Source organism: Hymenobacter sediminicola, from assembly GCF_014250515.1.
GTDB lineage: Bacteria > Bacteroidota > Bacteroidia > Cytophagales > Hymenobacteraceae > Hymenobacter > Hymenobacter sediminicola.
The window spans coordinates 2336884-2362508 of sequence record NZ_CP060202.1; the positions used below are offsets into that span (position 1 = coordinate 2336884).

Below are 25625 nucleotides of genomic sequence, written 5' to 3' on the forward strand. Positions count from 1 at the left end.
CTACTACCCTTGATTATCGGTTGCTAAACGCCATTAGGTCTGCTTTAGCCTGTGTGTAAGCCACCATTTGGCGCGGCCAGAGAATCGTAGCCAAATCCCACTCGTAACGAGTCTGTACCTCAGCCAGCTCCTTATCGAGGGCAGTTGGGTCATTGGCAAAACGCGTTTGGGCAGCCTGCACCTCAGCTAGAAGCCGCATATTCAGCTGGCGGACTTTCACATACTGACCTTCATTGAGGGGCGTTTTCTGTGCCATCTGGCGCGTCAGCTGAGTGGCACGCGTTGTCAGCTTATTCTGGTCGCCGGGACCGGCGAGTACTAGGTTGCTGGCAAGTACCAGTAGGAAGATGAGAGAAGCGGAAATGTGTTTCATGACGTGGGAGTTTTTAGTGGGTAGATAGTTGCAGTTTCCGTCGATGGTTCCGTTTTCAGGGTTGCCAACTTTCTATTGTTTCTATTATGAATATACTATATTATTAAATAATGTCAACATATTTTATGAAAATATTTACACTAAGCTGATTTTCTGTCATTCGTCATAATTCCAATCGTGGTGTATCTCACACAAGCCCATAAAAAAGCCTGCTTCGAGCAGGCTTTTTTATGGGCTTGTGTGTCGGTAGCGTCTTAACGGGAGGTGCTCAGCGCCGTCATGGTGTTGCGCGACTTCTGGAACATAGCCAACTGCGCGGGGCGCATGATGGAAGTCAGCTCCATTTCGTAGCGAACCTGGGCAACTGCCAGCCGCTCGTCGAGGATAGCGAGGTCGGCGGCGAAGCGCGTTTTAAGGTCTTCCATTTCGGAGAACATCCGAATGTTCAGTTGCTTCACTTTCAAATACTGACCTTCATCTAGGCGGGCTTTCTCAGCCTGTATGCGGGTAAGCGCGGTAGCCCGGGCCTGAGCTGTGGCGGAGGCATCACCACCAGACTTGGCATGTGCGGCAGAAACCAGGGCAATTGCCAGACCAGCGAGGAGAAGAACTTTCTTCATAATGGGAAAGAGTGGAAGTGAGAAAAACAAAGAGTCAATGTGATACCAACAGGAGGGAAGCGTATCGGGAGTAGAGCTTCGGAATCCGTATTGGATATTCAAATATAGAAACATAATTTAACTTAACAAATATTTTTTATAATTTTTCTAATTAAACAGTTTTCCCTGCATCACCATATTTTCTGATAATCAGTCAGTTAATGTTACATCAAAAAGAAATACTGCAAACAAAAAAAACCCGGCAACACGTGTTGCCGGGCCTACTTTAGCCTCGCTCCTCCCCTCTCAGCCTCCTATAGTATTCGTAGCTCTATGCGGCGGTTTTGCTGCCGATGCACATCAGAATCATTCGGCACGAGCGGCTTATTTTCTCCGTATCCTTTGAAGCGCAGGCGAGTGGCCGGCACCTTCTGGCTAACTAGGTATGTATACACAGACTTCGCCCGATTCTGCGACAGAGCTAGGTTGTCGTCGTCAGAGCCCACGTCGTCGGTATGGCCGCTGATTTCTACCTGTACGTCGGGGTACTGCTTCATAAAATCCACCAGCCGGTTCAACTCTGTGCGGGATTTGGGTTTTAAGTCGTATTGCTTCGTGTCAAAAAACAGATTGTTCAGCACAATGCTGCGCCCAGCCCGCACTGGCTCCAGATAGATATCGAGCGTCAGCGGATCAAAGCTTCGTTTGTCGCTGTAGTCGAAGCTTAAGCTCTTCATCAGGTATTTGTCGGCGGCGGCATACATAGCGTATTGACGGCCCTCATTCAGCACCACTGTATAGTCACCATCTTCCGAGTCCGATGTTACAAACTGTGTCAGTTCGTCGGTATTCAGGTCGTAGAGCTGCACGTCCGCCTGGATAGGCTTTTTGGTAATAGCGTCGTACACGCGGCCCTGCGTGTAGGTGCTGGTTTCGCGGGAACGGACCTGTTGCGGCACCTCAAACGCAAACAGTTCTACCGGTCTGTCGCGCTCCTGCTTCACGCCGGGCTCAGCGGCACGGGAGCGGGAACAGAAGCCCCGGCGGTTATCGGAGGAGATGAAGAGCGAGGCTTCATTCTCGTGTGTATTAAGGGGATATCCTAGATTCTGGGGCTCGGTCCAGGCGGTAGCGCTTTGCATTTCGCACCGGTACACATCCAGGCCGCCCATCCCTACCAGCCCGTCCGTGACGTAGTACAGTGTGGTGCCGCTGGCATGGATAAAGGGCGCCATGTCTTTGCCAGGGGTGTTGACCGGCTTGCCAAGGTTGCGGGCCGGAGTCCAGTTGCCCTTGCTATCTAGGGTGGTCATGTAAATGTCTTCCTGGCCCTGCCCACCCCGGCGTGTAGAAGTGAAGTACAGCGTGCGTCCATCCGCCGAAAGCGTGGGCTGCGAGTCCCACTCTACGGAGTTGACGGTGCGGCCCAGGTTCTGCGGCTTGCTCCAGTTGTTGCCAGTACGGCGCGAGATATATAGGTCGCAGTTGCCGACTGAGTTTGGCCGGTCGCAGGAGGCAAATACCAGCGTTTTGCCGTCGCCGGAGATGGTGCCGGCGCCTTCGTTGTAGGGTGTGTTGATGAAGGGTGAAATGGAAGCTGGGTCGCCTACAGTCCCGTCCTTATTCATCTTGGACACAAACAGGTCTTCACCGCTTTCGGATGTTGGCCGGCCGGTAAACAGCAGAAACCGGTTGTCGGCGGTGAGGGCCGGGAAGTACTGAAACCGAAAGGTATTGAGCGGAGCGGCCAGCCGCTCCGGTTGCACTCCAATTGGCGCGGCCATGGCCTTGAGGGCAAATTCGCAATTGAGCAGTTGCCGCTGCGCCCGCGGAGCAAATCGTTGGGCTTTGGGGCCTCCTGACTTCAGCAGCCGCTTGTAGCTCTCAGAAGCCGTTTGGTATTCCCCGAAACTCATGGCCAGTTCGCCCAGCGTGTAGTAGTCGGTAGCCCGGTTTGGGTCGGCGGGCAGCTTGGCAAGGCCGTCCCGATAGGCTTCAAATGCCGCCCGGTTTTCACCCATTGCTTTCAGCAGAGAACCACGTAGCACGTGTGGCTCGCCCAATGAAGGAAACTTCTGGTTCAGCACCGTCAGCGTTTCGATGGCCTTATCGAAATTACGCTCCTTTGCTTGCGTTTGCGCTTTCTCCCATAAGCTGCGGGCTTTAGTATTGGCCGTGGCTAACGTGGTTTGAGCAGTTCCATCCAGGGACAGCAACACACAGGCCAACAGCGGTACGGCAGACAGTAATAGGCGCATAGAGCGAAATCCTACGGAATATCAAGGAATTTATGAGTCTGTAACGACACCTGCCAGCGCGGATTGTCTTTCACATACTCAACAATCAGCGGCATCATCTGCGGAGACTTGCTCCATTCGGGCTGCAGATACAGCCGGCAACCGGGTCCTACCTGCGCCGCGTGCTCCTCGGCCCAGGCAAAATCCGACTTATTGAAGACGATGATCTTCAGCTCGTGCGCCTGCCGCAATGTCTCGGGCAAGGGAGCCTTGAATTTCTTCGGCGACACGCAGATCCAATCCCACTCGCCGCTGAGCGGATACGCCCCGGAGGTTTCAATCCAGTTCTGACAGCCGGCCGCGTGCAAAGCCTGCGTGAGGGGCCCCAGATTGTACATGAGTGGTTCGCCACCGGTGATGACGACGTTGCGGCCAGCATGGGCCGTAGCAGCTGCCACAATATTGGGAATGGCTACGCGCGGATGCTTATCGGCATCCCAGGACTCTTTCACGTCGCACCATACGCAACCTACGTCGCAGCCGCCCAGGCGGACGAAGTAGGCAGCGCGGCCCGTGTTATAGCCCTCGCCCTGAATGGTGTAGAACTGCTCCATTAGGGGCAGCGCGGGAGCCGGTACCTCAGAGGAAACGGAGGCCGCCGACACAAGAGGAAGTTCGTGCAGCAAAACGGTATTAAAACAAGTAAAGCCAGGCTGGCGGCAGGCATTCTGAATTTACGTAATTCAGCTCCTTCTCCGTCGGCCCGACTTTAAAAGTAGTACAACTCCCCGAAAATCAAAAGCCCGGGGCTGTTTTTATTGGATTCTAGCGCGGATACACCTCGCCCTTAGCAGCGCGCAACGTGTTCAGGAGCAGCATAGCAATGGTCATGGGGCCTACCCCACCCGGTACCGGTGTGATGTAGGATGCCTTGGGCGCAACTTCAGAGAAATTTACGTCGCCTCGCAAGGCCCAACCCGATTTTTTAGCGGCATCATCAACGCGGGTAGTACCTACGTCAATTACAACGGCGCCGGGCTTCACCATGTCTGCCGTCACGAATCCGGGGCGGCCAATAGCAGCAACCAGTATGTCGGCGGTGCGAGTAATTTCAGGCAGATTCTGAGTGCGGGAATGGCATAAAGTCACGGTGCAGTTACCGGGCTCTAAATTCTTGGCAAGCAGAATGCTAACCGGCGTACCCACAATGTTACTACGCCCAATTACCACGCAATGCTTCCCATCGGTAGGCAGCTCGTAGCGGCGCAACAGCTCTACGATTCCCGAGGGCGTAGCAGGCAGCAGTGCGGGCAGCCCGGCTACCATCCGGCCGATGTTCATGGGGTGAAATCCATCCACGTCCTTCTCTGGGCGCACGGCCTCTATCACCTTGTTGGTGTCGATGTGGCGCGGCAGCGGGAGTTGCACAATGAATCCATCGATGCTGGCGTCTTGGTTCAGCTCCTCCACTTTAGCCAACAGTTCGGCCTCGGTGATGGTATCCTCGTAGCGTAGCAGTGTGCTCTCGAAGCCCACCCGCTCGCAGGCCAGCACTTTGTTGCGCACGTAGGTTTCGGAGCCGCCATCGTGGCCCACCAGAATGGCCGCCAGATGAGGCACCTTCTGGCCGGCAGCTTTGCGCTGAGCCACTTCGGCAGCAATTTCTTCTTTGATAGCCTCGGCGGTTTGCTTGCCGTCGATGAGGCGGTAGGTTGTGGCGTCGGGGGCAGTAGTCATGCAGGAAACAGAAGTTTATGCTTGGTCGGAAGTTTTTTTGCTTTCGTGGGCAGCAATGGCGGCTGTACCGGCGGCCTGTAGGGCGGCTTCCATCGTGGGCCAGTCGTCCCTCCACCGGAACTTGCGCTCTTGCCCTTTGATGATCTTTTCCAGCTGTTCCTGGCTCGTACAGTTCTTGATGAGTTTGTCAGGCATTTGTTTGATGAATGATCATATCACGCCGTGTCAAGAAGTGTATGAGGTGAAAAATTAGAAAGCAGCACAAAAAAACGCGCCCCGGCGGGGCGCGTTCCACTCTTTAATCGATTTTCAAAACAGCTAGAAAAGCCTCCTGAGGTATCTCTACGGAACCTACCTGGCGCATCCGCTTCTTGCCTTCCTTCTGCTTTTCGAGCAGCTTGCGCTTGCGGCTGATGTCGCCGCCGTAGCACTTGGCAATTACGTTTTTGCGGAGGGCTTTCACGGTTTCGCGCGAAATGATTTTCTGCCCAATACTGGCCTGGATAGCTATTTCAAACTGCTGGCGTGGGAGCAACTCCCGAAGCTTTTCGCAGAGGCGACGACCCCATTCATAGCTCTTGGAGCGGTGTACGATGGCCGACAGCGCATCCACCTTCTCGCCGTTCAGCATGATGTCCAGCTTCACCATATCCGACTCGCGAAAGCCAATCAGCTCGTAGTCCAGTGACGCGTAGCCGCGCGAAATGGTCTTGAGCTTGTCGAAGAAGTCGAACACGATTTCCGACAGCGGCAGCTCAAACGACAGCTCCACCCGCTCGGAAGTCAGGTAGCTCTGGCCCTTGATGATGCCGCGCTTCTCCATGCAGAGCGTGATAATGGGCCCCACGTAATCAGCCGCCGTAATGATCTGAGCCTTGATGTAGGGCTCCTCAATGTGCTTGATCATGTTCGGCTCGGGCATTTCGCTCGGGGCGTTAATGGTCAACAACTGGTCTTTGGTGCCAGTTGCGTGGAACTGCACCGAGGGCACGGTGGTAATCACCGTCATATTGAACTCGCGCTCCAGACGCTCCTGCACAATTTCCATATGCAGCATGCCCAGGAAGCCGCAGCGGAAGCCGAAGCCCAGCGCCACCGACGTTTCGGGTTCCCACACCAGGGAGGCATCGTTAAGCTGCAGCTTTTCCATGCAGGAACGCAACTCTTCGTACTCGGTAGTATCCACGGGGTAGATACCGGCGAATACCATCGGCTTCACGTCGGCGAAGCCCTGAATGGCTTCCGTGGTGGGCCGGGCTACGTGCGTGATAGTGTCACCTACCTTCACTTCGCGGGCTTCTTTGATACCCGAAATCAGGTAGCCCACGTTGCCGGCGCTCATTTCGGGGCGCGGCTCCTGGTTCAGGCCCAGAATACCGATTTCGTCGGCTCCGTATTCCTTGCCGGTGGCCATGAAGCGGAGCTTGTCGCCCTTGCGCATGGTGCCGTTTTTGATACGGAACAGAACCTCGATGCCGCGGTAGGAATTGAAAACGGAATCGAAGATGAGAGCCTGCAGCGGCGCTTCCGGGTCGCCTTTAGGAGCCGGAATCCGGTCACAGATGGCGTCCAGAATCTCCTTGATGCCGATACCGGATTTGCCCGAGGCCGGGATGATTTCGTCCCGGTCGCAGCCGATGAGGTCCACAATTTCATCGGACACCTCTTCCGGCATGGAGTGCGGCAAATCGATTTTGTTGAGAACCGGAATGATGGTCAGGTCGGAGCCGATGGCCAGGTACAGGTTCGAAATCGTCTGGGCTTCAATTCCCTGCGACGAATCCACAATCAGCAGCGCGCCTTCGCAGGCCGCAATGGAGCGGGATACTTCGTAGCTGAAATCGACGTGGCCGGGCGTATCAATCAGGTTGAGCGTGTAGATTTCCCCTTTGTAGGGGTACTGCATCTGAATGGCGTGGCTCTTGATGGTAATGCCCCGCTCCCGCTCCAGGTCCATGTTGTCGAGGAGCTGGGCTTGCATGTCGCGCTTGGCCACCGTGCTGGTGAATTCCAACAGGCGGTCGGCCAGCGTGCTTTTGCCGTGGTCGATGTGAGCAATGATGCAGAAATTGCGGATGTTCTTCACTAGAGGCGGTTTTTTCCGAGGGCGAAGGTACGAAACAAGGGCCGGAAAAGCTAACTGAACCCGGCAGCGCCCGTTAGCAGAATGTGCTTTCCCTCCACCATATCAGCCCACTGTGGCACCTTGTTCTCCTCTTTTCGTAGCGGGCATCAAGTACCTGGCTTGACTCGCTGACTAACCGTATTGGCAATACATCAGAGTGAATTACACTATTGTCGCAAATAGTAGCATGTATCGTCGCAACCATGCCGCCTGAGTTGACCGCCAAGTCGAGTTTCGCGTTGTTGAAGGCATCATTTCCGCTTTCTAACCCCACTCCATCATGAGCATAAACCTCGAACAGGCTCAGGCCGCTGTGCAGGCCGCACATCAGAAGTCCATTGAGATGGGCGTCAAAATGAATATTGCTGTAGTGGATGCGGGTGCCAACCTCACGGCCTTCATCCGCATGGACGACGCCTGGCTGGGTTCACTGGACATTTCCATCAAGAAGGCCAAAACCGCCCGCTTCTTCGACATGCCGACCGGCGCCATTGGGAGCCTGTCGCAGCCCGGCGGTTCGCTCTACAACATCGAGCACTCCAATGGCGGGCTCATCACCTTCCCCGGCGGCATCCCAATTAAAGACGCCCAAGGCAAGGTTATCGGGGCCATCGGCGTATCGGGCAGCACCGTGGAAGACGACCACGCCGTGGCCGAAGCCGGCGTGCAGGCGCTGGCCGGCAGGTAGCCTGCCGGACTCCCAGGCATTTTCATTCACTTTAATTCCTGAAGTATATGGCAAGCAACCGAGGCGTAGTGTACTTGGGGCCGGGCAAGGTCGAGGTACAAAGCATTGACTTTCCTGAGCTGAAAAACCCCAAGGGCAAAAAAATAACCCATGGCGTGATTCTGAAGGTGGTTTCCACCAACATTTGCGGCTCCGACCAGCACATGGTACGCGGCCGGACCACGGCTCCTGCGGGCCTGGTGCTAGGCCATGAAATAACGGGCGAAGTAATTGACACCGGAGCCGATGTAGAGTTCCTGAAAAAGGGCGACCTGGTATCGGTGCCGTTCAATGTAGCCTGCGGACGGTGCCGCACCTGCAAGGAAATGAAGACAGGCATTTGTTTGACTGTGAATGAGGGCCGCGCCGGCGGGGCCTACGGCTACGTGGATATGGGCGGCTGGGTAGGTGGCCAGGCCGAGTATGTAATGGTACCTTACGCTGACTTCAACCTGCTCAAGTTTCCGAACAAGGACCAGGCCATGGAGAAAATCTGGGACCTGACCATGCTGAGCGACATTTTTCCGACCGGCTTTCATGGGGCGGTGAAGGCGGGTGTAGGCCCGGGCACTACAGTGTATGTGGCCGGAGCCGGCCCCGTAGGACTGGCGGCCGCCGCGTCGGCACTGCTGCTGGGAGCCGCGGTAGTCATTGTCGGGGACATGAACAAAGCCCGGCTGGCGCACGCCCGCTCCTTCGGTTGCGAAACCGTGGACCTGAATGAAGACGCCAACTTGGCCGACCAGATTGCCAACATCCTGGGGGTGCCAGAAATTGACTGTGCCATCGACTGCGTGGGCTTTGAGGCCAGTGGGCACGGCACTCAGGCCAAAACCGAAGTACCCGCCGCCGTGCTGAACTCGCTTATGGAAATCACGCGGGCGGGCGGCTCCATTGGCATTCCCGGCCTCTACGTAACGGACGACCCCGGTGCCAAGGAAAAAGCGGCTAAAACCGGTAATCTGTCCATCCGCTTTGGGTTGGGCTGGGCCAAAAGTCACTCCTTTCATACCGGCCAGACACCGGTGATGAGCTACAACCGCCAGCTGATGCAGGCCATTCTGTACGACAAGGTGCAGATTGCCAAAGCCGTCAACGTAGAAATCATCACCCTCGACCAGGCCCCGGAAGGCTACGCTGAGTTTGACAGCGGCGTAGCGAAGAAATTCGTCATCAATCCACACAACCTGATACCGGCGTAGCAATGCGCTGGTTTCGCGGCCCAAGCGCCGGCCTGCCCTCGGGTAGTCCGGCGCTTGTGTTTTTAGGCAGTAAGTTCTGAACCGGCTTTTCCGGTGCAATGGCAGTTGTCCGCTCAAGTCGCTATTTTCGGCCGCCACCGTCCCGCTCTCATGGAATCAGACCTTACCCGCGCCTCCCTCATTCCCTCGTCTGACTCCGGCAAGGCCTCCATCGTGGCAGTGAATGCCACGGCGCTCTATCTGCTGGCCTATCTGGCCGTGCAGAGTGCCTTTCAGCTGGCTACCGTGGCCACAGCTGCACAGCTCGGAATCCGGGGCACCTGGCAGTTGGGGCGCCTGCAGTTCCGGATGGCCGACTCGGAATGGTGGCAGGCAGCGGTGCTGGCCGTGTACGGGATTGGGCCGGTGGTAAGCCTGGGGTTGGGTATCGGGGCGCTGTGGCTGTTCTGGAAATGGGCCCGCCGGCGCCGGGGCCTGCTGAAGCTGTTTCTGTTCTGGATGATACTGCACGCCTGCAACCTTTCACTGGGGGCACTGGCGGCCGACACGCTCACCCAAAGCGGCACTTGGTTTGTCCCCAGCTGGCTCTTCAAGGCCGGCAATGCTCTGAATGTGATAGTAGCGCTGCTGGCTGCTATGCTACAGATGGTAGTGGGCTATCTGGCCGCCATACTTTTTCTGCAGAGCCACGACTCTATTACAATGATGCAGTACCACAATCGGCGGCGCCTGTTGGTGTCGGCGGTGTTGCTGCCGTGGCTGGTGGGCAGCGCGGTACTGCTGCTACTGCACTGGCCTACTCAGAGCCTTACCGAGCAGTTGCGCTATGTGGCTATGCTGCTGCTGCTGGGCCCGCTCTACATGGCCTGTACCAACGAATCGTTTGAAGACACGATTGAAAGCCCCAGCCGCACGCGGCTGGCTACCGGCGTGCTTCTGTTGCTGAGCGGTGCGCTGCTGGCTTGGCGACTGGTGCTGGCATCCGGCATTTCATTTGGGTAGCCCTACCGCCACGTGTGAAGCGGCCAGCAGCCATTACGCGTAGTTCACGGGCATTGCCACCCCGTCAGTGCTCATTGTCACTAAAGCAGCAGCTCTTGACGCCTCGGCACCGGCCATTGCCACCCCGTCACCAATCAATGTCACCAAGGCAGCGGGCGTTGCCACCCCGCCACCGGCCATTGTCACCTCGGCAGAAGCCATTGCCACTAGGTCAGCGGCCGTTGCCACTAGGTCACTGCTCAATGTCACGAGAGCAACGGCCGTTGTCACTCAGTCAGCGGCCCTTGCCGCCTCCGCAGCAGCTTATGACACTGGGACTACTAGCTCTGGCTCTGAGACAAGGGTGGCGTTTAAGACCTCTTCTAACGCTTAACTTGCCCCTACAAGCCCACTTATGCGGTTCCTCAATCTTCCTTGCCTATGTCTCTCCCTGCTGTCCAGTTGCCTGGGATTCCGTCCTGTTGTTGATACCGAACTTACCGACCAGCAACGGGAGCGGCGTTTCAGACTAACCCCGGCAAAGCTGGCGGTACTACGCCGGGCCGCCAACGAACGACTGCCCGAAGAATATCGAAACATGCCGAAGCTTTTGACGCGGTACGATTACTGGCCTATCGTGGTGGATCAGCACTTTCGGGGTCTGTGGCACTTCGATGACTACTCGCACGAAGGCCCGATTTTGGTCATCAATGGCAGCAAAGCCGCCACTGTCGTTCCGCTTCTGTTAAGCAAAGCCGCAACTATGGACTCCTTGAACGCCGCGCTCCGGAAATATCCACTTGCTGAAATCAGCCCGGTTGTGCGCGCCGAAATCGTGCGGACTGTTGCCTCCATTCAATTCCTGCAATAGCCCCGGCCTACCCTGCCGGGGCTTTTTTCGTACCTTGGCTGCCCCAATTTCCACCCAACTTCCCACTGCTATGTCAGTAGCTCCTGCAGCTCCCTATAAGCCTCAGAACCACATCCGCATCGTGACGGCCGCGGCCCTGTTTGATGGGCACGACGCCGCTATCAATATCATGCGCCGCATTATCCAGAGCAGCGGCGCCGAAGTAATTCACCTGGGCCACAACCGCTCGGTGCAGGAAATCGTGGACTGTGCCATTCAGGAAGATGCCCAGGCCATTGCCATTACCTCTTACCAGGGCGGCCACAACGAGTACTTCAAGTACATGCACGACCTGCTCAAGGAGCGCGGCGCGGGGCACGTGAAAATCTTTGGCGGTGGCGGCGGCGTCATTCTGCCTACCGAAATTGAGGAGCTGGAAGCCTACGGCATTGAGCGCATCTACTCGCCCGACAACGGCCGTGCAATGGGCCTGCAGGGCATGATCAACGACCTGCTGCAGAAATCCGACTTCCCAACCGGCCAGAACCTCAATGGGGAGGCCGGCCACGTGAAGGAGAAAGACGCCCGCAGCATTGGCCGCCTGATTTCGGCTGCCGAAAACTTCCCGCAGGAGTTTGAGCGGGTGAAAGGCCAGCTGATTGCCGATTTCCAGACGGCCGAAGGCGGTGCCGACCAGCGCCTCAACCCTACCCCGGCCGAAACCAGGAAAGCCCCTATTCTGGGCATCACGGGAACGGGTGGTGCGGGCAAGTCGAGCCTCGTGGATGAGTTGGTGCGCCGCTTTCTGCTGGACTTCCCCGACAAGACCATTGCCATTATTTCTGTAGACCCCAGCAAGCGCAAAACGGGTGGGGCCCTGCTCGGCGACCGTATCCGGATGAACTCCATCAACTCGCCGCGGGTGTACATGCGCAGCCTGGCCACGCGCCAGAGCAACCTGGCCCTGAGCAAGTACGTGCAGGACGCCGTGGACGTAGTACGCGCCGCCGACTTCGACCTGATCATCCTCGAAACCTCCGGCATCGGCCAGTCCGACACCGAAATCATCGAGCACTCCGACGCCAGCCTCTATGTGATGACGCCCGAGTACGGCGCGGCCACCCAGCTGGAGAAAATCGACATGCTCGATTTCGCCGACGTCATTGCCCTCAACAAGTTCGACAAGCGCGGCGCGCTGGACGCCCTGCGCGACGTACGCAAGCAGTACCAGCGCAACCACCAGCTCTGGGACAAGCCGCTGGATGACATGCCGGTATTTGGCACCATTGCCTCGCAGTTCAACGACCCAGGCATGAACCGGCTGTACCGCGCCATCCTGAGTACCGTAGAAGCCAAGACTGGGGTGCCGTTTGCGTCACACCTCGAAACCACGACCGAAGACTCGGAGAAGATTTATATCATTCCGCCGCACCGCACGCGTTACCTTTCTGAAATAGCCGAAACCAACCGCCAGTATGACCAGTGGGTTCAAAAACAGTCTGACGTCGCTCAGCAACTTTACGGAATCCGGCAGGCAATTGGAGCCGTCCAAAGCCTCGACGGAAACCCCACCAGTGGAGGACCTGGCGCCGGGAGCAGCAGCCACGGATCCGGAGCAGGAAGCCTCGTATCCGGCCTGGAGAGCACCTTCGAGGAGGTCAAGCTTCGGCTGGACGGGCAGAACTGGAAACTCCTGGAGGCCTGGCCGCAAAAGGTAGCCTCGTATAAGGCCCCGGAGTTCGTCTTCAAGGTGCGCGACAAGGAAATCCGCATCCAGACCCACACCACTAGCCTCTCCAACCAGCAGATTCCCAAAGTCAGTTTGCCGCGCTACACGGCCTGGGGTGACCTCCTGCGCTGGCAGCTCCAGGAAAACGTGCCCGGCGAGTTTCCTTACACCGCCGGCGTGTTCCCCTTCAAGCGTGAGGGCGAAGACCCGACCCGCATGTTTGCCGGCGAAGGTGGCCCCGAGCGCACCAACCGCCGCTTCCACTACGTGAGCATGGGCCTGCCCGCCAAGCGCCTGTCCACGGCCTTCGATTCGGTGACGCTCTACGGCGAAGACCCCGACCACCGCCCCGACATCTACGGCAAGATCGGCAACGCCGGCGTGAGCATCTGCTGCCTCGACGACGCCAAGAAGCTCTACTCGGGCTTCAACCTGGCCAACCCCAGCACCTCGGTGTCGATGACCATCAACGGCCCCGCCGCCACCCTGGCCGCCTTCTTCATGAACGCCGCCATCGACCAGCAGTGTGAGCTGTACATTAAAGAGCAGGGCATCGAGGCCGACGTCGACGCCAAGATCAACCAGCTCTACGCCGCCAAAGGCCTCAACCGCCCCCGCTACCAGGGCGAGCTGCCCGCCGGCAACGACGGCCTGGGCCTGCTGCTGCTCGGCGTGACCGGCGACCAGGTGCTGCCCGCCGACGTGTACGAAACCATTAAGAAGCGCACCCTCAGCCAGGTGCGCGGCACCGTGCAGGCCGACATCCTCAAGGAAGACCAGGCCCAGAACACCTGCATCTTCAGCACCGAATTCGCCCTGCGCCTGATGGGCGACGTGCAGGAGTACTTCATCAAGGAGAAGGTCCGCAACTTCTACTCGGTGTCCATTTCGGGCTACCACATTGCCGAGGCCGGCGCCAACCCGCTCACCCAGCTGGCCCTGACGCTGTCCAACGGCTTCACCTTCGTGGAGTACTACGTGAGCCGGGGCATGAGTGTGAACGACTTCGCGCCCAACCTCTCCTTCTTCTTCTCCAACGGCATCGACCCCGAGTACGCCGTTATCGGCCGGGTGGCGCGCCGCATCTGGGCCAAGGCTATGAAGCTCAAGTACGGCGCCGACGCCCGGAGCCAGATGCTCAAGTACCATATCCAGACCAGCGGCCGGAGCCTGCACGCCCAGGAAATCGACTTCAACGATATCCGCACCACCCTGCAGGCCCTCTACGCCATCTACGACAACTGCAACTCCCTGCACACCAACGCCTACGACGAGGCCATCACCACGCCCACCGAGGAATCGGTGCGCCGGGCCATGGCCATTCAGCTCATCATCAACCGGGAGTTGGGCTTAGCCAAAAACGAAAATCCGCTCCAGGGCTCCTTTATCATCGAGGAGCTGACCGACCTGGTGGAAGAGGCCGTACTCATGGAGTTTGACCGCATCACCGAGCGGGGCGGCGTGCTGGGCGCCATGGAAACCATGTACCAGCGCGGCAAGATTCAGGAGGAAAGCATGCACTACGAGATGCTCAAGCACACGGGCGAGTACCCCATAATAGGAGTGAACACCTTCCTCTCCTCGAAAGGCTCGCCCACGGTCATTCCGGCCGAGGTAATCCGCGCCACGGAAGAGGAAAAGCAGTATCAAATAGCTATGCTCCAGAACCTGCACGCCCGCAACGAAGGCACCGCCGAGCAGCGCCTGAAGCAGCTGCAACAGGTAGCCATTGCCAACGGCAACCTCTTCGAGGAGCTAATGGAAACCGTGAAGTTCTGCTCCCTCGGCCAGATTACAAACGCGCTGTTTGAAGTCGGCGGTCAGTACCGCCGGAATATGTAGAACAGCTAGTTTAGGTCAATAAGAAAGGGTGCTACCTTGCTGAGGTGGCACCCGTTTTTTGTTTTATTTACTAATCATTAAAGATGATACGCTCTTACCTCTCATATGCCTTATCACTTATATCTGCATTGTGGATTTACATGATTTTTGCTACTATGTCAGCAGTTGCTGCTGGAATATCTTTTACTCCTATCATCAGCTATATCGGTAGCATATTACACTTTGGGATAAGCAGTTGGCTATTTATGGTTTTACCAAAACCAGGGAAAATCATTGCATTTATAACCTTGGCATTGATGAGTATATGGCCAGCATATGCATGTATATACTTTTTTTCTCGCACTAACTTTAAAAACTACGAGATACTTTTTTATTTTCTTCCTCTTCTCATTTTTGCTATAATCATATACAACCACATCAAGTCTTTTAATAACAACTACAAGCCTTCAATTAGCACTGCTGGTCTTTTTTCTATTGCTCCAATTTGCTTTTTTATATACATACTATACCTCTACATCAACTTACTTTACTAAGCTTCAACTGATACGAGTTTAGCGCAGCCTAACACGTAACTACGGCATTACCTCTAACGCCGCCCCAGCGGCAACCCGAACCCACGCCGCCTAGAGCAATCCGGGCGGCGTTTTTCATGCTCCATCCATGTGTTACACGCCAGCAACACGGCGGCTACCCTTTGCAAGCGTGGCTGGCCGAACTTTCGCCCCCGCCGTGGGTTAGTTAGCAATCTGAAACTCCTTGATGCGCTTGCGGCCCGCCTAGACGTCGAAAGCCGAGCTGCGTAACAACCCCTTCGCACCTTTTACTCAACAAGCAGAAACCCGATGAAATCCACCCTTATCCTCGCGGCGGCCCTGGCTGCGGCTACCGTGCAGGCGCAGGCCCAAACCGCCCCCACCGCCCCCGCACCGCGGGCGGCCGCCGACCAGATTGCCACCAAGCAAGGTCCGCTCACGGTGCAGCCCATCACCCACGGCAGCGTAGTGTTTACCTGGAATGGCAAGACCATTTACGTGGACCCTTACGGCGGGGCGGCGGCCTACGCCGGCCTGGCCGCCCCCGATGTAGTCCTCATTACCGACATTCACGGCGACCACCTGGACCCAAAGACGCTAGCGGGCCTTTCCGTGGGAAAGGCACTGATGATAGTGCCCCAGGCCGTGGCCGATAAGCTGCCCGCCGAGTACAAAGCCCAGATCCGCATCCTGGGCAACGGGCAGCAGCTCGATACGCTGGGCCTGCGGGTTTCGGCCATTCCGATGTACAACCTGCCCGAAGCCCCCGACGCGCCGCACACCAAAGGCCGGGGCAACGGCTACGTGCTGAACCTGGGTGGCAAGAACGTGTATGTGTCCGGCGACACCGAAGACACGGCCGAGATGCGCGCCCTCAAAGGTATCGACGTGGCGTTTGTTTGCATGAACCTGCCCTACACCATGGACGTGCAGCAGGCCGCGCAGGGCGTATTGGCCTTCAAGCCCGGCATTGTGTATCCGTATCACTACCGGGGCCAGAACGGCCTGAGCGACGTAGACGGCTTCAAGAAAACCGTAAACACGGCCAATAAGAAAATTGACGTTCGGCTGCGCAACTGGTATCCGACAGCCCAGTAGGCCAACACATACATTCACGCCAGTACAGCACAAAAGCGGCCCGCTTGTGGAAGCGGGCCGTTTGCATTTGCTTCCACCCAACCATCCCTTCACCTCCTCACCGCCATCTTTCCCGCTTGTCGTTAGCAGCTTGCAGGCCTGGGGGTAGCCGCGTACAGGCTCCGGTTGAACAGAGTAAAAGCCGACATATCCTCATCCAGCTGGCGCACCTAGTCATCAGGGCATCTACCAGCGCAGCCCCGGCCATCACCCGGCTTCTGCCGGAGTGAGTTGGCCTTGCTCTGGCAGCATTCCTGCTCTAGATAACCCGCGCTGCGCACCTTCAGCAGAACGCCAGGCTCCGTCGTCCGGCAATTGTCTAGCTTTACCCCATGCGCACGGTTTTCATGAAGTGGGGAAAAAGTCTGTTGGCCCTGCTCGCCGGGTTGGCGGCTTGTTCGTCTCCTGATCCGCAGACGAACGTACCCACCCAGGACCCTACCACCGGCGAAGTCTACACCCAGCGGCGCGTGGTGGTGAACGACTCGCTCTACCGGGGCCGCGTGCTCGACCGTTACGACTCGGTGCTGATAGCCACCCGCCCTCAGTTTCTGCTGCAGCTGCCGCGCCGCCCCCCGCTCGACACCCTGGCCCTGGGCAAGCTGCTCGGCTGGGACTCCACCACCGTCCGGCGGCGCATTGCCGAGGCCCTGCCCTACCCAGGTGCCCGGCCCAGCTCTCCGGTCCAGCTCCGCCTTACCAAATCCGAAGTGAAGCGCGTCCGCCGCGACAGCGCCGACTGGCCTACTCTGAAGTTGACCCGGCGCTATCAGCGCGTATATACTACCGCCGCGGGGGCTTCTGTGCTGGGCTATAAGAGCACGGAGGCACAGGCTTTCTTCCGGCAGGCCAAAAGCTACCGACGCGGCCGTTTCTACCGCCTGCGCAACGGCGGCGTAGAAGCCTACTACAACGGCCTGCTCACTGGCCGCCACGGCTACCTGCACCCGCTGCTCGATGCCAAAGGCAAGCAGCACGGTACCTGGGCCAAAGACACCACCTTCCAGCAGGGCCAGGACCTGCACCTCACCCTCGATGTAAAGCTGCAGGCCTACGCCGAAAAGCTGCTGGGCAACCGCAAGGGCTACCTCGTAGCTCTCGACCCGCGCACCGGCGAAATCCTAGCCTATGTATCGGCACCGGTGTTTGACCCCTCTACCATCACGGCTCCCGACCGGGCCGGGGTGCGCGCCGAGCTACTGGAGCACGAAAACATGCCGCTGCTGAACCGGCCCGCCATGCTGGCCAACCCACCTGGCTCGGTATTTAAGCTGGTGAATGCCGCTGTGGCCCTGCAGCTGGGCGCCATCAGCCCTACCACTGCGTTCCGCTGCGACCAGACCTTAGTGAGCTGCGTGCACCACCACCCTAAGCCTAATAGCCTCACCGTAGGCCTGAAGTACAGTTGCAACCCCTACTTCTACCAGGTGATGCAGAACCTCATCAACCGTATGCCCGATAGCCTGGCCGTGGTGGATACGGTAGCGACCCGCCACGCCAACCTGGCTGAGTGGCGGCGCTACGTCCGCTCGTTTGGGCTTGATTCGGTGCTGGGCGTAGACTTCCCGCGCGAAGCACCCGGCTTCCTGCCCACCCCGGCCTACTACGATAAGGCACGCCGCACCCGTAACTGGACTTACCGCTCCATTTACTCGCTCAGCATTGGGCAGGGCGAAATCAACCTGACAGGCCTGCAAATGGCCAACATGACCGCTATCATTGCCAACCGCGGCTGGTACTATCCGCCCCATCTGGTGCGCGGTATCGGCCAGGGTGGTCCTTTGCCGCGCTTCACGGAAAAGCGGCGCACGCTCATCGACAGTGTCCATTTTGCGGCGCTGGTGCCCGGCATGGTGGCCGTGATGCAGCGCGGCGGCACTGCCGATGCCTCCAGCCTCGCCGACATAGGCATTACGGTGGCCGGCAAAACTGGTACCGTAGAAAACGACGAAGGTGACGACCATGCCGCCTTTGTTGGCTTTGCCCCCGCCAACAACCCCAAAATAGCCGTGGCCGTGTACCTCGAAAATGCCGGCTTCGGCGCTACCGCCGCTGCGCCCTGCGCCGTGATGGTGATGGAAAAGTACCTGCGTGGCAGCATCGCGCCCAAGCGCAAGCGCTGGGAAAAGCGCATCCAGCACCGAGCGAAATACGACTATTAGCAAAGTTGCAGGTCCCAGGCAGCAGCGGAGCGACCTTGTGGGTCTTTGCAGAGAAACTCTGAGCGTACCGATTTAATCCTCACTTCTTATGCGACACTCCTATCCTATATCCGGCATGCCCAAGCTTGCAGTAGCCCTGCTGCTGGCGGTACCACTCAGTGCCTGTGACAGCCTATTTGGCAAAGAAATAGCTCGCCTTCCTATCAACACCATCAGCACGCCAAGCCAAGATGTAGTGAAGGAAGCCGCGCTCCAGCTGCAGAAAGGAGACGAGGTAGCATTGTGGTCGGATATGGATATGGCGTATGATGGCGATGCGCCGGTACGCTTTCAGGTGCAGGTCCTACAAAACGGCACACCTTACCAGGAACTCGAAGTAGACCCTACCGAGAAGAACGTGACGGTAGGCGAGGTTAAAACCTCCTTCAATGGCAAAACCAAGTGGCGTTTCACCGGCAAGAACGGAACTGTCACGGTTCCGCAAACGGGCACTTACACGTTTAAAGCGCGTCTGATAGCCGCCGCCAACCCCACGCTGAGGATTAAGAAGGCTGAGCTGGTACTGAAGAAATAGGCGTTGCCAGGTGCTACTGCCCCGCACGTGCACAGCTTTTACGGCACCGCCTGGAGCAATCCGGGCGGCACCTCTGTTTCCGAGCAATAGAAAAGTCCGTTTGCTTGTGCAGTGAGGCTGCTACGGAACTGGATGCGTATTTCTGCAGCTTGTATTTTCGGGCTTTCTTTCCATCTGCATTTCTATAGCTATTGAAAACAGCATGAAACCTCGGTTCTGGTTGATTGTGGTGGCGCTGCTGGCGTCTTTCACCACTTCGGCGCAGTCCTTATCGGGCGTATGGCAGGGAGTGGAAACCGATACCGGCGAGCCGGGTGAAGTGTGGCCGGCGGTGCTTCGGCTGCAGAAAAGTAACGGCTCTACGCTGTTCGGGGTGCTGTACCAGGAACAGGGCGGGCAGCAGAACATGACGGTTACGTTTCAGATGCAGGGCACCCGGATCGGTACCGGAATGCGGCTGGAGCACGTGCGCAAGCTCCACGAAACCGGCGCCACGCCCTTCACCTATTGGTGCGAAGGCTCCATTACGTTCATCTACGACCCAACCCAGGAGAGGCTGACCGGCCGGGCCACCTACCAGCCCACCGGCAACTGCGACGTAGGCACGTTTACGCTGTACCGCGTGAAGCTGAAGTCGGCGGCTACGGTGGCAGCCAACACCGAAAGCACCATCCGCGTATCGGGCCGCAACGTGCTCTGGTATGCCGATGCCGCCCTGAAACAACCCGTGGCAACCGGCAACACCTACCGCACCCGGCTCAGCAAGACCACCACTTTCTACCTCACGCAGGGCTACTATCCTACTCGCCAGAGCACAGCTGTTCCCATCACCATTCAGGTAACCAGTGCGCCGCCAAAGCCCGCCCCACCGGCAGCCATCCGGCCCGACACGAGTGCCCGGCAGGATACTGCACGCCGGGTACCGGTGCCGCTGGTAGCTACCTCGCCGGTAGTGCTACCCACGGTACTGTTTCGGCTGGGAACCGCTGAGCTGCTCCCGGAAGGCCTGCCCGCCTTGGAGCGGCTGGCCGCGGAACTGAAGTCCCGCCCTACGCTCAGGCTGCGCATAGCCGGCCACACCGACAAAATCGGGGAACCCCAAAAAAACCAGGTCTTGTCAGAGCAGCGGGCCGAAGCCGTGAAGACGTACCTAGTGAAGGCCGGCATTGAAGCCGCCCGCATCAGCACTATCGGCTACGGCGACTCCCGTCCTCTATACCCCTCACCCGACGCCCGCAACCGCCGCGTGGAAGTAGCCGAAGCACAGGAATGAGACAAGGCTCGTAGCTTAGAGACGTATTCTATTCACTCTTTGGTATCCTGATGCCTGTCTCTCCCCTGCTAGTTGTTACCCGGCTGCTGCGCTGCCTGAGCATCGGCTTGCTGCTGCCCTGCGTGCCCACTGGGGCACTGGCCCAGCAGCTTGCCTCACCCCGCGACACTTCCTTCACGGTACACAGCGCTTATGTTAAGGCCAAGAAGCAGCATCCCGATATCAGTATTGCCCGGCCGCCGGTACCACGCGGAGTTCGGGCTCAAACCAAACTCACGTACTGCACGCCCGGCAGCCGTGCCTTGCAACTGGATGTGTTCTACCCGAAGGCCAAACGCCGGCAGCAGTTTCCGGCCGTGCTACTCATCCACGGTGGCGGCTGGCGCTCCGGCGACCGAAGCCAGCATGTACCGCTGGCGCAGCAGCTGGCCGGTCGTGGCTTTGTAGCCGTCACGGCCGAGTACCGGCTTTCTACTGAAGCCCCATACCCAGCCGCAGTGCAGGACCTGAAAGCGGCAATTCGCTGGATGCGGGCCAATGCCCGGACTTATGCCATCGACACTACCCGTGTGGCGGTCTGGGGTTTTTCGGCCGGCGGGCAACTGGCGGCCCTTATCGGCAGCACCAACGGCAATTCGCTGTTTGAGGCTGGCAGCTGCCACCGCCCCCATTCCAGCGCTGTGCAGGCTATTGTAGACGTAGATGGTATTCTGGCGTTCCTTCATCCTGAGTCGGGCGAGGGCAACGACAGCAAAAGCACTTCGGCGGCTACTTACTGGTTCGGCAGCAACAAGCTCACCCGCCCCGACCTGTGGCAGCAGGCCTCCGCCCTGAGCTACGTAGGTGCCGGTACGCCGCCCATGCTGTTCATCAACAGCGGCGTGGACCGCATGCACGCCGGCCGCGACGATATGATGCGCCAGCTTACTGCGCTAGGCATCTACACCGAAGTGCACAGCTTCCCGGAGGCCCCTCACCCATTTCCGCTGTTCAACCCCTGGTTTCAGCCAACGCTGGAGTACACAGTAAATTTCCTGAACAAGGTGTTTCCAAGGCGCTAAATGGGGCGGCAGAGTTAGCTCGTTCAGGAGACTATCCGCCGCCGCATCACGTAGTGCGATACGCTGCTGCCGTCTTCTACCTGCACGTAGGCATTCAGAAACTCCCAACCCTGGCTGTTGAGCCAGTTTAGGGCATCGATTACCGAGTTGAACTCTACCGGCCTGCCTTCGGAGTCACGGAACAGGTTGCGGGAGAAGAACTTCTGCTGCTGGCCGTAGTCTATAGAGATAGTAATTTTGCCGTTCAGCTTCTGCTGGGCATTTAGCTGGCAGTATTCTTCGGTGCGGGCGGGGGCCACAGTTGCCGCAGCGGGCTGCTGTGCTTGTCCGGCCAAGGCACTGCCCATCAGCAGCGCAGCGAGTAAGAATCTTTTCATAACATACAGAGGGTAAAAAAGCGTGTATGACCAACGTGGGCAAACACTATACCATTCCCGGCTTTTTAGGCCCTGCATAATGGCTTTCCAGCTATGCAGGCAGCATCTGCTCGTTATCCCCATGCCGCTGCCTCCGCACGGATTCCTCTGACTTACCAGCACGCATTCCATTCCAATCATCTAGCAATTAAATGATGCTTGCATAACAATTTATCAGACTTGACGTATTACCTTTGCAGTCAACAACCTGATTTGACAACACATACAAACATTGCCATGAAAAAGACCACTGCTGCTTTCTCTTCGCTGTTGGTCCTGGGTGGGCTGGGCTCGTTAAGCTACCTTGCTGCCCAAGTCCTGGATCTGAACCTCCATTTCGACCTGCACGACGGCGAAGAGCTGCACTTCTAAACACCGGTTTACCGGCTGTTTTTCCGGAACCCTGCCCTGTGGCAGGGTTCTTTTTGTTTAGCCCCTAATAAACCCGGATTCAAAATCAGGGGGTTACAAACCAAAACTGAAAAAACCACATCTATTCCCGGCTGTTTTCGGTACTTCACAGTTCGGCAGCCCGCGTTGGGCAGCCGGATACCTCTCTCACCCGCTACCTTGCCGGAGCCGGCCCTCAGCTACAGCCTCCCGGAAGCGCAGCACAACATAGTGTGTTATGAACTTAACTGGCCTGAAAGAGCAGATCAGCTACATTATCGGCCGCGACCTGGCCCGCAACTTCGCCCAGCAGGGCCTCGACCTGGATGTGGACATCCTGGCGGCCAGCATGAAGGAAGGTATCAGCGGGGAGCCCAGCCGCCTGAGCCAGGAGCAGGTGCAGGAAGCTATGATGCAGCTTCAGCAGCAGATGGGCGGCCCCGAAGACGAAGACGACACCCAAGACCCCAATGCCATGAACAACAACAAAGAAGAAGGCGAAGCTTTCCTAGCCGAAAACAAGAACAAGCCCGGCATCACGACCCTGCCCAGCGGCCTGCAGTACGAAGTCCTGACCGAAGGCTCTGGCAAGAAGCCCGGCCCCACTTCGCAGGTTACTACGCACTACCACGGCACGCTCCTCAACGGCAATGTATTCGACAGCTCCTACCAGCGCGGCCAGCCCGCTACGTTCGGTGTAAACCAGGTAATTGCCGGCTGGACAGAAGCCCTGCAGCTGATGCCCGAAGGTTCGAAGTGGCGCCTCTATATCCCTTCAAACCTGGCCTATGGCAAGCGTGGTGCCGGCCGCGACATCGGCCCCGACTCGGCGCTCATCTTCGACGTGGAGCTGCTGAGAGTAAATAACTGAGGAAACCCGGTCGTCCGCCCGGCTGCTACGGTTGCTGCTGCCCCGCACTGGGTACGCAGCAGCACAGCGGCCGGGCGGGCTTCTTCTGCCCCTGCCGTGTCTGACCAACTTTTACCCGAAGAGCACCTGCCGCCCGCCGAAACCCCGGCTCCGGCGCTGCCGCCGCGTCCACCGCTGCCTACGCTTAGCAGCGAAGATGGCCGCTTGGTACTTACCGAGGATGCGCTGCAGGTAAACGGGCAGCGGTTTGCATTGCGCGAGCTGGAAGCGGTAGAGGTGCAGCGCGTACGCTGGCTGCTGTGGTTCCTGCTGGGTGGCTTCACGCTGGCGGGCTTTCTGCTGGGCCTGCTCCAAAACTGGGTGCGCCTGATGCCGGCCGCGCTGGGCATTACTGTGGGCGCTTTGCTGCTGGCCTGGGGACAGCGCGGCACCAACCGCCTCCGGCTGCACCGCTTGGGCCGCGAAACCATGCATTTTGCCCTGCCCGGCGAACCGGCTCAGTGGCAGAAGCTGACGGCCGAAACCAACCGCCGTATCCGCCGCCGCCACGATGAAGCTGCTGAAGCCGCAGCTCTGGCTCTATTGGCGGCCGAAGCAGCTGCCCGGCCACCTGAGCCGCCGACGACCGAATAAAACAACCACTTTCTGCAGGCTGGTAAACGCCCGACGATGATTGCGCGCCGGGCCCTACCTTTGGGCGCCTTTTTCGGCCCCTAATTCCTTCTCATTCCGCACATGGACGCCAAACACTCGCACACGGCTATTTCTACGGCCGGTCTGCTTATTGCCCTCGGCATCATTTACGGGGATATCGGGACCTCGCCGCTCTACGTAATGAAGGCCATCGTGCCGGAGCGCATCACCCCGATGCTGGTGTATGGCGGCATCTCCTGCGTGTTCTGGACGCTCACGCTCCAGACCACCATCAAATATGTACTGCTGACGCTCAACGCCGATAACAACGGGGAAGGCGGCATTTTCTCACTTTATGCTCTGGTGCGGCGGCGCGGCCCCTGGCTCTCGGCCGTAGCCATCATCGGCGGCTCAGCCCTGCTGGCCGATGGGGTCATTACGCCGCCTATTTCCGTGTCCTCGGCTATTGAGGGGCTGGAGGCCGTGTACCCGGGTATCCCTACGGTACCTATCGTTATTGGCATTATTGCGGGGCTGTTTCTGCTGCAGAGTTTCGGCACTCAGATTGTGGGCAAGGCCTTCGGGCCCATCATGCTCGTCTGGTTTTCGATGCTGGCGGTGCTGGGCATCCACGGCGTTATGATGCACCCGGAGATTCTGAAAGCACTGAACCCCTACTACGCCTACGATTTGCTGGTGAACTACCCCGGCGGATTCTGGCTGTTGGGTGCGGTATTTCTGTGTACCACCGGGGCCGAGGCACTGTACTCCGACCTGGGCCACTGCGGCAAGGGTAACATTCGTATCAGCTGGATTTTCGTGAAAACCTGCTTGGTGCTCAACTACATGGGCCAGGGCGGCTGGCTGATTGCCCACCAAGGCGAAATGCTTAATAAGCGCAACCCGTTTTATGAGTTGATGCCGGAGTGGTTTCTACTCATCGGTATCAGCATTGCTACCATTGCGGCCATTATTGCCTCGCAGGCCCTTATTACGGGTTCGTTTACGTTGGTAGCCGAGGCCATCCGCCTGAACATGTGGCCCAAGGTGAAGCTGAACTACCCCACCGACGTGAAAGGCCAGCTTTACGTGCCCAGCATGAACCGGCTGCTATTATTCGGGTGCATAGGTGTGGTGCTGTATTTCCAGCGCTCCGAAAATATGGAAGCCGCCTACGGCCTGGCCATTACGCTGACGATGCTCATGACCACGCTGCTACTTACCATGTGGCTATACTCCAAAAAGGTGCCGCTGGCCGCTATTGCACTGTTTGTGGTGGTGTATGGCGCCATTGAAGCTTCCTTTTTGATAGCCAACCTCATCAAGTTTCCGCACGGCGGCTGGGTGTCGCTGGCCATTGGGGCTACGCTGGTAAGCGTGATGTACGTGTGGCTGCGGGCCTTCTACATCAAGCGGCGCCTCACAGAATTCGTCAAGATTGATCCGTACATGGATGCCCTCAAGGAGCTTTCCGACGATGACACAGTACCAAAGTACGCGACCCACCTCGTGTTCATGACTTCGGCCGAACGAGCATCAGAAATCGAGTCAAAAATCATATACTCCATCTTTCAGAAGCGCCCCAAGCGCGCCGATATCTACTGGTTCGTGCACGTCGACACTACCGACGAGCCGTACACGATGGAGTATAAGGTGCACGAACTAGCGCCCGATGATGCTTTCCGCATCACGTTCCGGCTGGGTTTCCGGGTAGAGCAGCGCATCAACCTGTACTTCCGCAAAGTGGTGGAAGACCTGGTGCGCAACAAGGAAGTGGACATTACCTCGCGGTATGAGTCGTTGAGCAAGCAGCACGTAACGGGTGACTTCCGCTTCGTGGTACTGGAAAAATTCCTTTCTGTCGAAAACGAGTTTCCGTGGGTTGAGAAGCTGGTGATGCAGGCGTACTTCTACATCAAGCAGTTCATTGCCTCCGAAGACAAGTATTTCGGCCTCGATACCAGCTCCGTGAAAGTGGAAAAAGTACCACTCGTCATCACGCCTGTGCGCGACGTAGCCCTGAAACGCGTATTGTAAAATTATGTGATTCGCTGGCGACTGCCAGCCTCGTAAAAGCCCTGCTGATGTTCAGCAGGGCTTTTTTGTTTTCCAACTGACTTCACCTACTGAGGCCCAATAAATTAGGCATGCCGCGCACTTGGATTTGGGCGGA

General features: G+C 57.8%; 23 protein-coding genes. 14 read left to right on the forward strand and 9 right to left on the reverse strand.

What is annotated here, in order from left to right; all coding sequences use genetic code 11:
• Positions 1–13 precede the first annotated feature (13 nt).
• From H4317_RS09900 to lepA, 7 genes are all read right to left on the reverse strand, one after another.
• A complete protein-coding gene (locus tag H4317_RS09900) occupies positions 14–373 on the reverse strand; it encodes a hypothetical protein (RefSeq protein WP_185886323.1) in 360 nt (119 codons plus the stop codon).
• Between the two features lie 254 nt (positions 374–627).
• Positions 628–993 (reverse strand): hypothetical protein, encoded by a 366-nt coding sequence (locus H4317_RS09905; RefSeq protein ID WP_185886324.1) that lies wholly within the window; start codon positions 991–993, stop codon positions 628–630.
• A gap of 293 nt (positions 994–1286) precedes the next feature.
• On the reverse strand, positions 1287–3230 hold the full coding sequence (locus H4317_RS09910) for an OmpA family protein (protein ID WP_185886325.1): 1944 nt from the start codon (positions 3228–3230) through the stop codon (positions 1287–1289).
• 11 nt (positions 3231–3241) lie between these two features.
• Positions 3242–3823, reverse strand: coding sequence for a 7-carboxy-7-deazaguanine synthase QueE (locus tag H4317_RS09915; protein WP_185889998.1), 582 nt, complete (start codon positions 3821–3823; stop codon positions 3242–3244).
• Positions 3824–4034: 211 nt separating this feature from the next.
• A complete protein-coding gene (locus H4317_RS09920; RefSeq protein ID WP_185886326.1) occupies positions 4035–4946 on the reverse strand; it encodes a bifunctional 5,10-methylenetetrahydrofolate dehydrogenase/5,10-methenyltetrahydrofolate cyclohydrolase in 912 nt (303 codons plus the stop codon).
• Positions 4947–4961: 15 nt separating this feature from the next.
• Entirely contained in the window at positions 4962–5141 is a 180-nt protein-coding gene (locus H4317_RS09925) for a hypothetical protein (protein ID WP_185886327.1), read from the reverse strand.
• A 103-nt stretch (positions 5142–5244) separates the two neighbouring features.
• The gene (lepA, locus tag H4317_RS09930; protein WP_185886328.1) at positions 5245–7032 is read right to left on the reverse strand and encodes a translation elongation factor 4; all 1788 of its coding nucleotides are present in this window, start codon (positions 7030–7032) and stop codon (positions 5245–5247) included.
• Positions 7033–7351: 319 nt separating this feature from the next.
• Between lepA and H4317_RS09935 the strand changes: the two genes are divergently transcribed.
• The 3 genes from H4317_RS09935 (at position 7352) to H4317_RS09945 (ending at position 10002) form a co-directional block, all read left to right on the forward strand.
• Positions 7352–7759 carry a GlcG/HbpS family heme-binding protein gene (locus H4317_RS09935; RefSeq protein WP_185886329.1) on the forward strand — a complete coding sequence of 136 codons (408 nt, stop codon included), beginning with the start codon at positions 7352–7354 and terminating at the stop codon, positions 7757–7759.
• Positions 7760–7806: 47 nt separating this feature from the next.
• Positions 7807–9000 (forward strand): formaldehyde dehydrogenase, glutathione-independent, encoded by a 1194-nt coding sequence (gene fdhA, locus H4317_RS09940; RefSeq protein WP_185886330.1) that lies wholly within the window; start codon positions 7807–7809, stop codon positions 8998–9000.
• 150 nt (positions 9001–9150) lie between these two features.
• Positions 9151–10002, forward strand: a complete 852-nt coding sequence (locus H4317_RS09945) for a hypothetical protein (protein ID WP_185886331.1) — start codon at positions 9151–9153, stop codon at positions 10000–10002.
• 33 nt (positions 10003–10035) lie between these two features.
• On the opposite strand, the gene H4317_RS09950 is transcribed toward H4317_RS09945, so the two are convergent.
• Positions 10036–10245 carry a hypothetical protein gene (locus H4317_RS09950; protein ID WP_185886332.1) on the reverse strand — a complete coding sequence of 70 codons (210 nt, stop codon included), beginning with the start codon at positions 10243–10245 and terminating at the stop codon, positions 10036–10038.
• Positions 10246–10579: 334 nt separating this feature from the next.
• Here H4317_RS09950 and H4317_RS09955 point away from each other — a divergent pair, with 334 nt between their 5' ends.
• The 7 genes from H4317_RS09955 (at position 10580) to H4317_RS09985 (ending at position 21142) form a co-directional block, all read left to right on the forward strand.
• Entirely contained in the window at positions 10580–10852 is a 273-nt protein-coding gene (locus H4317_RS09955) for a hypothetical protein (protein ID WP_185886333.1), read from the forward strand.
• Positions 10853–10922: 70 nt separating this feature from the next.
• The gene (locus H4317_RS09960) at positions 10923–14402 is read left to right on the forward strand and encodes a methylmalonyl-CoA mutase family protein (RefSeq protein ID WP_185886334.1); all 3480 of its coding nucleotides are present in this window, start codon (positions 10923–10925) and stop codon (positions 14400–14402) included.
• Positions 14403–15244: 842 nt separating this feature from the next.
• Positions 15245–16033: an MBL fold metallo-hydrolase gene (locus H4317_RS09965; protein WP_185886335.1), complete on the forward strand. Its 789-nt coding sequence runs from the start codon at positions 15245–15247 to the stop codon at positions 16031–16033.
• Positions 16034–16404: 371 nt separating this feature from the next.
• Positions 16405–18234, forward strand: coding sequence for a peptidoglycan D,D-transpeptidase FtsI family protein (locus tag H4317_RS09970; RefSeq protein ID WP_185886336.1), 1830 nt, complete (start codon positions 16405–16407; stop codon positions 18232–18234).
• A gap of 115 nt (positions 18235–18349) precedes the next feature.
• Positions 18350–18808 carry a hypothetical protein gene (locus H4317_RS09975; RefSeq protein WP_185886337.1) on the forward strand — a complete coding sequence of 153 codons (459 nt, stop codon included), beginning with the start codon at positions 18350–18352 and terminating at the stop codon, positions 18806–18808.
• 202 nt (positions 18809–19010) lie between these two features.
• Positions 19011–20081, forward strand: a complete 1071-nt coding sequence (locus H4317_RS09980; protein WP_185886338.1) for an OmpA family protein — start codon at positions 19011–19013, stop codon at positions 20079–20081.
• Positions 20082–20131: 50 nt separating this feature from the next.
• Positions 20132–21142, forward strand: a complete 1011-nt coding sequence (locus H4317_RS09985; protein WP_185886339.1) for an alpha/beta hydrolase — start codon at positions 20132–20134, stop codon at positions 21140–21142.
• Positions 21143–21165: 23 nt separating this feature from the next.
• Here H4317_RS09985 and H4317_RS09990 read toward each other — a convergent pair whose 3' ends face one another.
• Positions 21166–21519, reverse strand: a complete 354-nt coding sequence (locus tag H4317_RS09990; RefSeq protein ID WP_185886340.1) for a hypothetical protein — start codon at positions 21517–21519, stop codon at positions 21166–21168.
• A 276-nt stretch (positions 21520–21795) separates the two neighbouring features.
• Between H4317_RS09990 and H4317_RS19375 the strand changes: the two genes are divergently transcribed.
• The 4 genes from H4317_RS19375 (at position 21796) to H4317_RS10005 (ending at position 25489) form a co-directional block, all read left to right on the forward strand.
• A complete protein-coding gene (locus H4317_RS19375) occupies positions 21796–21930 on the forward strand; it encodes a hypothetical protein (protein ID WP_260625616.1) in 135 nt (44 codons plus the stop codon).
• A gap of 256 nt (positions 21931–22186) precedes the next feature.
• Entirely contained in the window at positions 22187–22819 is a 633-nt protein-coding gene (gene bamJ / locus H4317_RS09995; protein WP_185886341.1) for a BamJ family beta-barrel-assembly machinery protein, read from the forward strand.
• 96 nt (positions 22820–22915) lie between these two features.
• Positions 22916–23452: a DUF6232 family protein gene (locus tag H4317_RS10000; protein ID WP_185886342.1), complete on the forward strand. Its 537-nt coding sequence runs from the start codon at positions 22916–22918 to the stop codon at positions 23450–23452.
• Between the two features lie 102 nt (positions 23453–23554).
• Complete coding sequence (locus tag H4317_RS10005) at positions 23555–25489, forward strand: KUP/HAK/KT family potassium transporter (RefSeq protein ID WP_185886343.1); 1935 nt, start codon at positions 23555–23557, stop codon at positions 25487–25489.
• Positions 25490–25625: the final 136 nt, after the last annotated feature.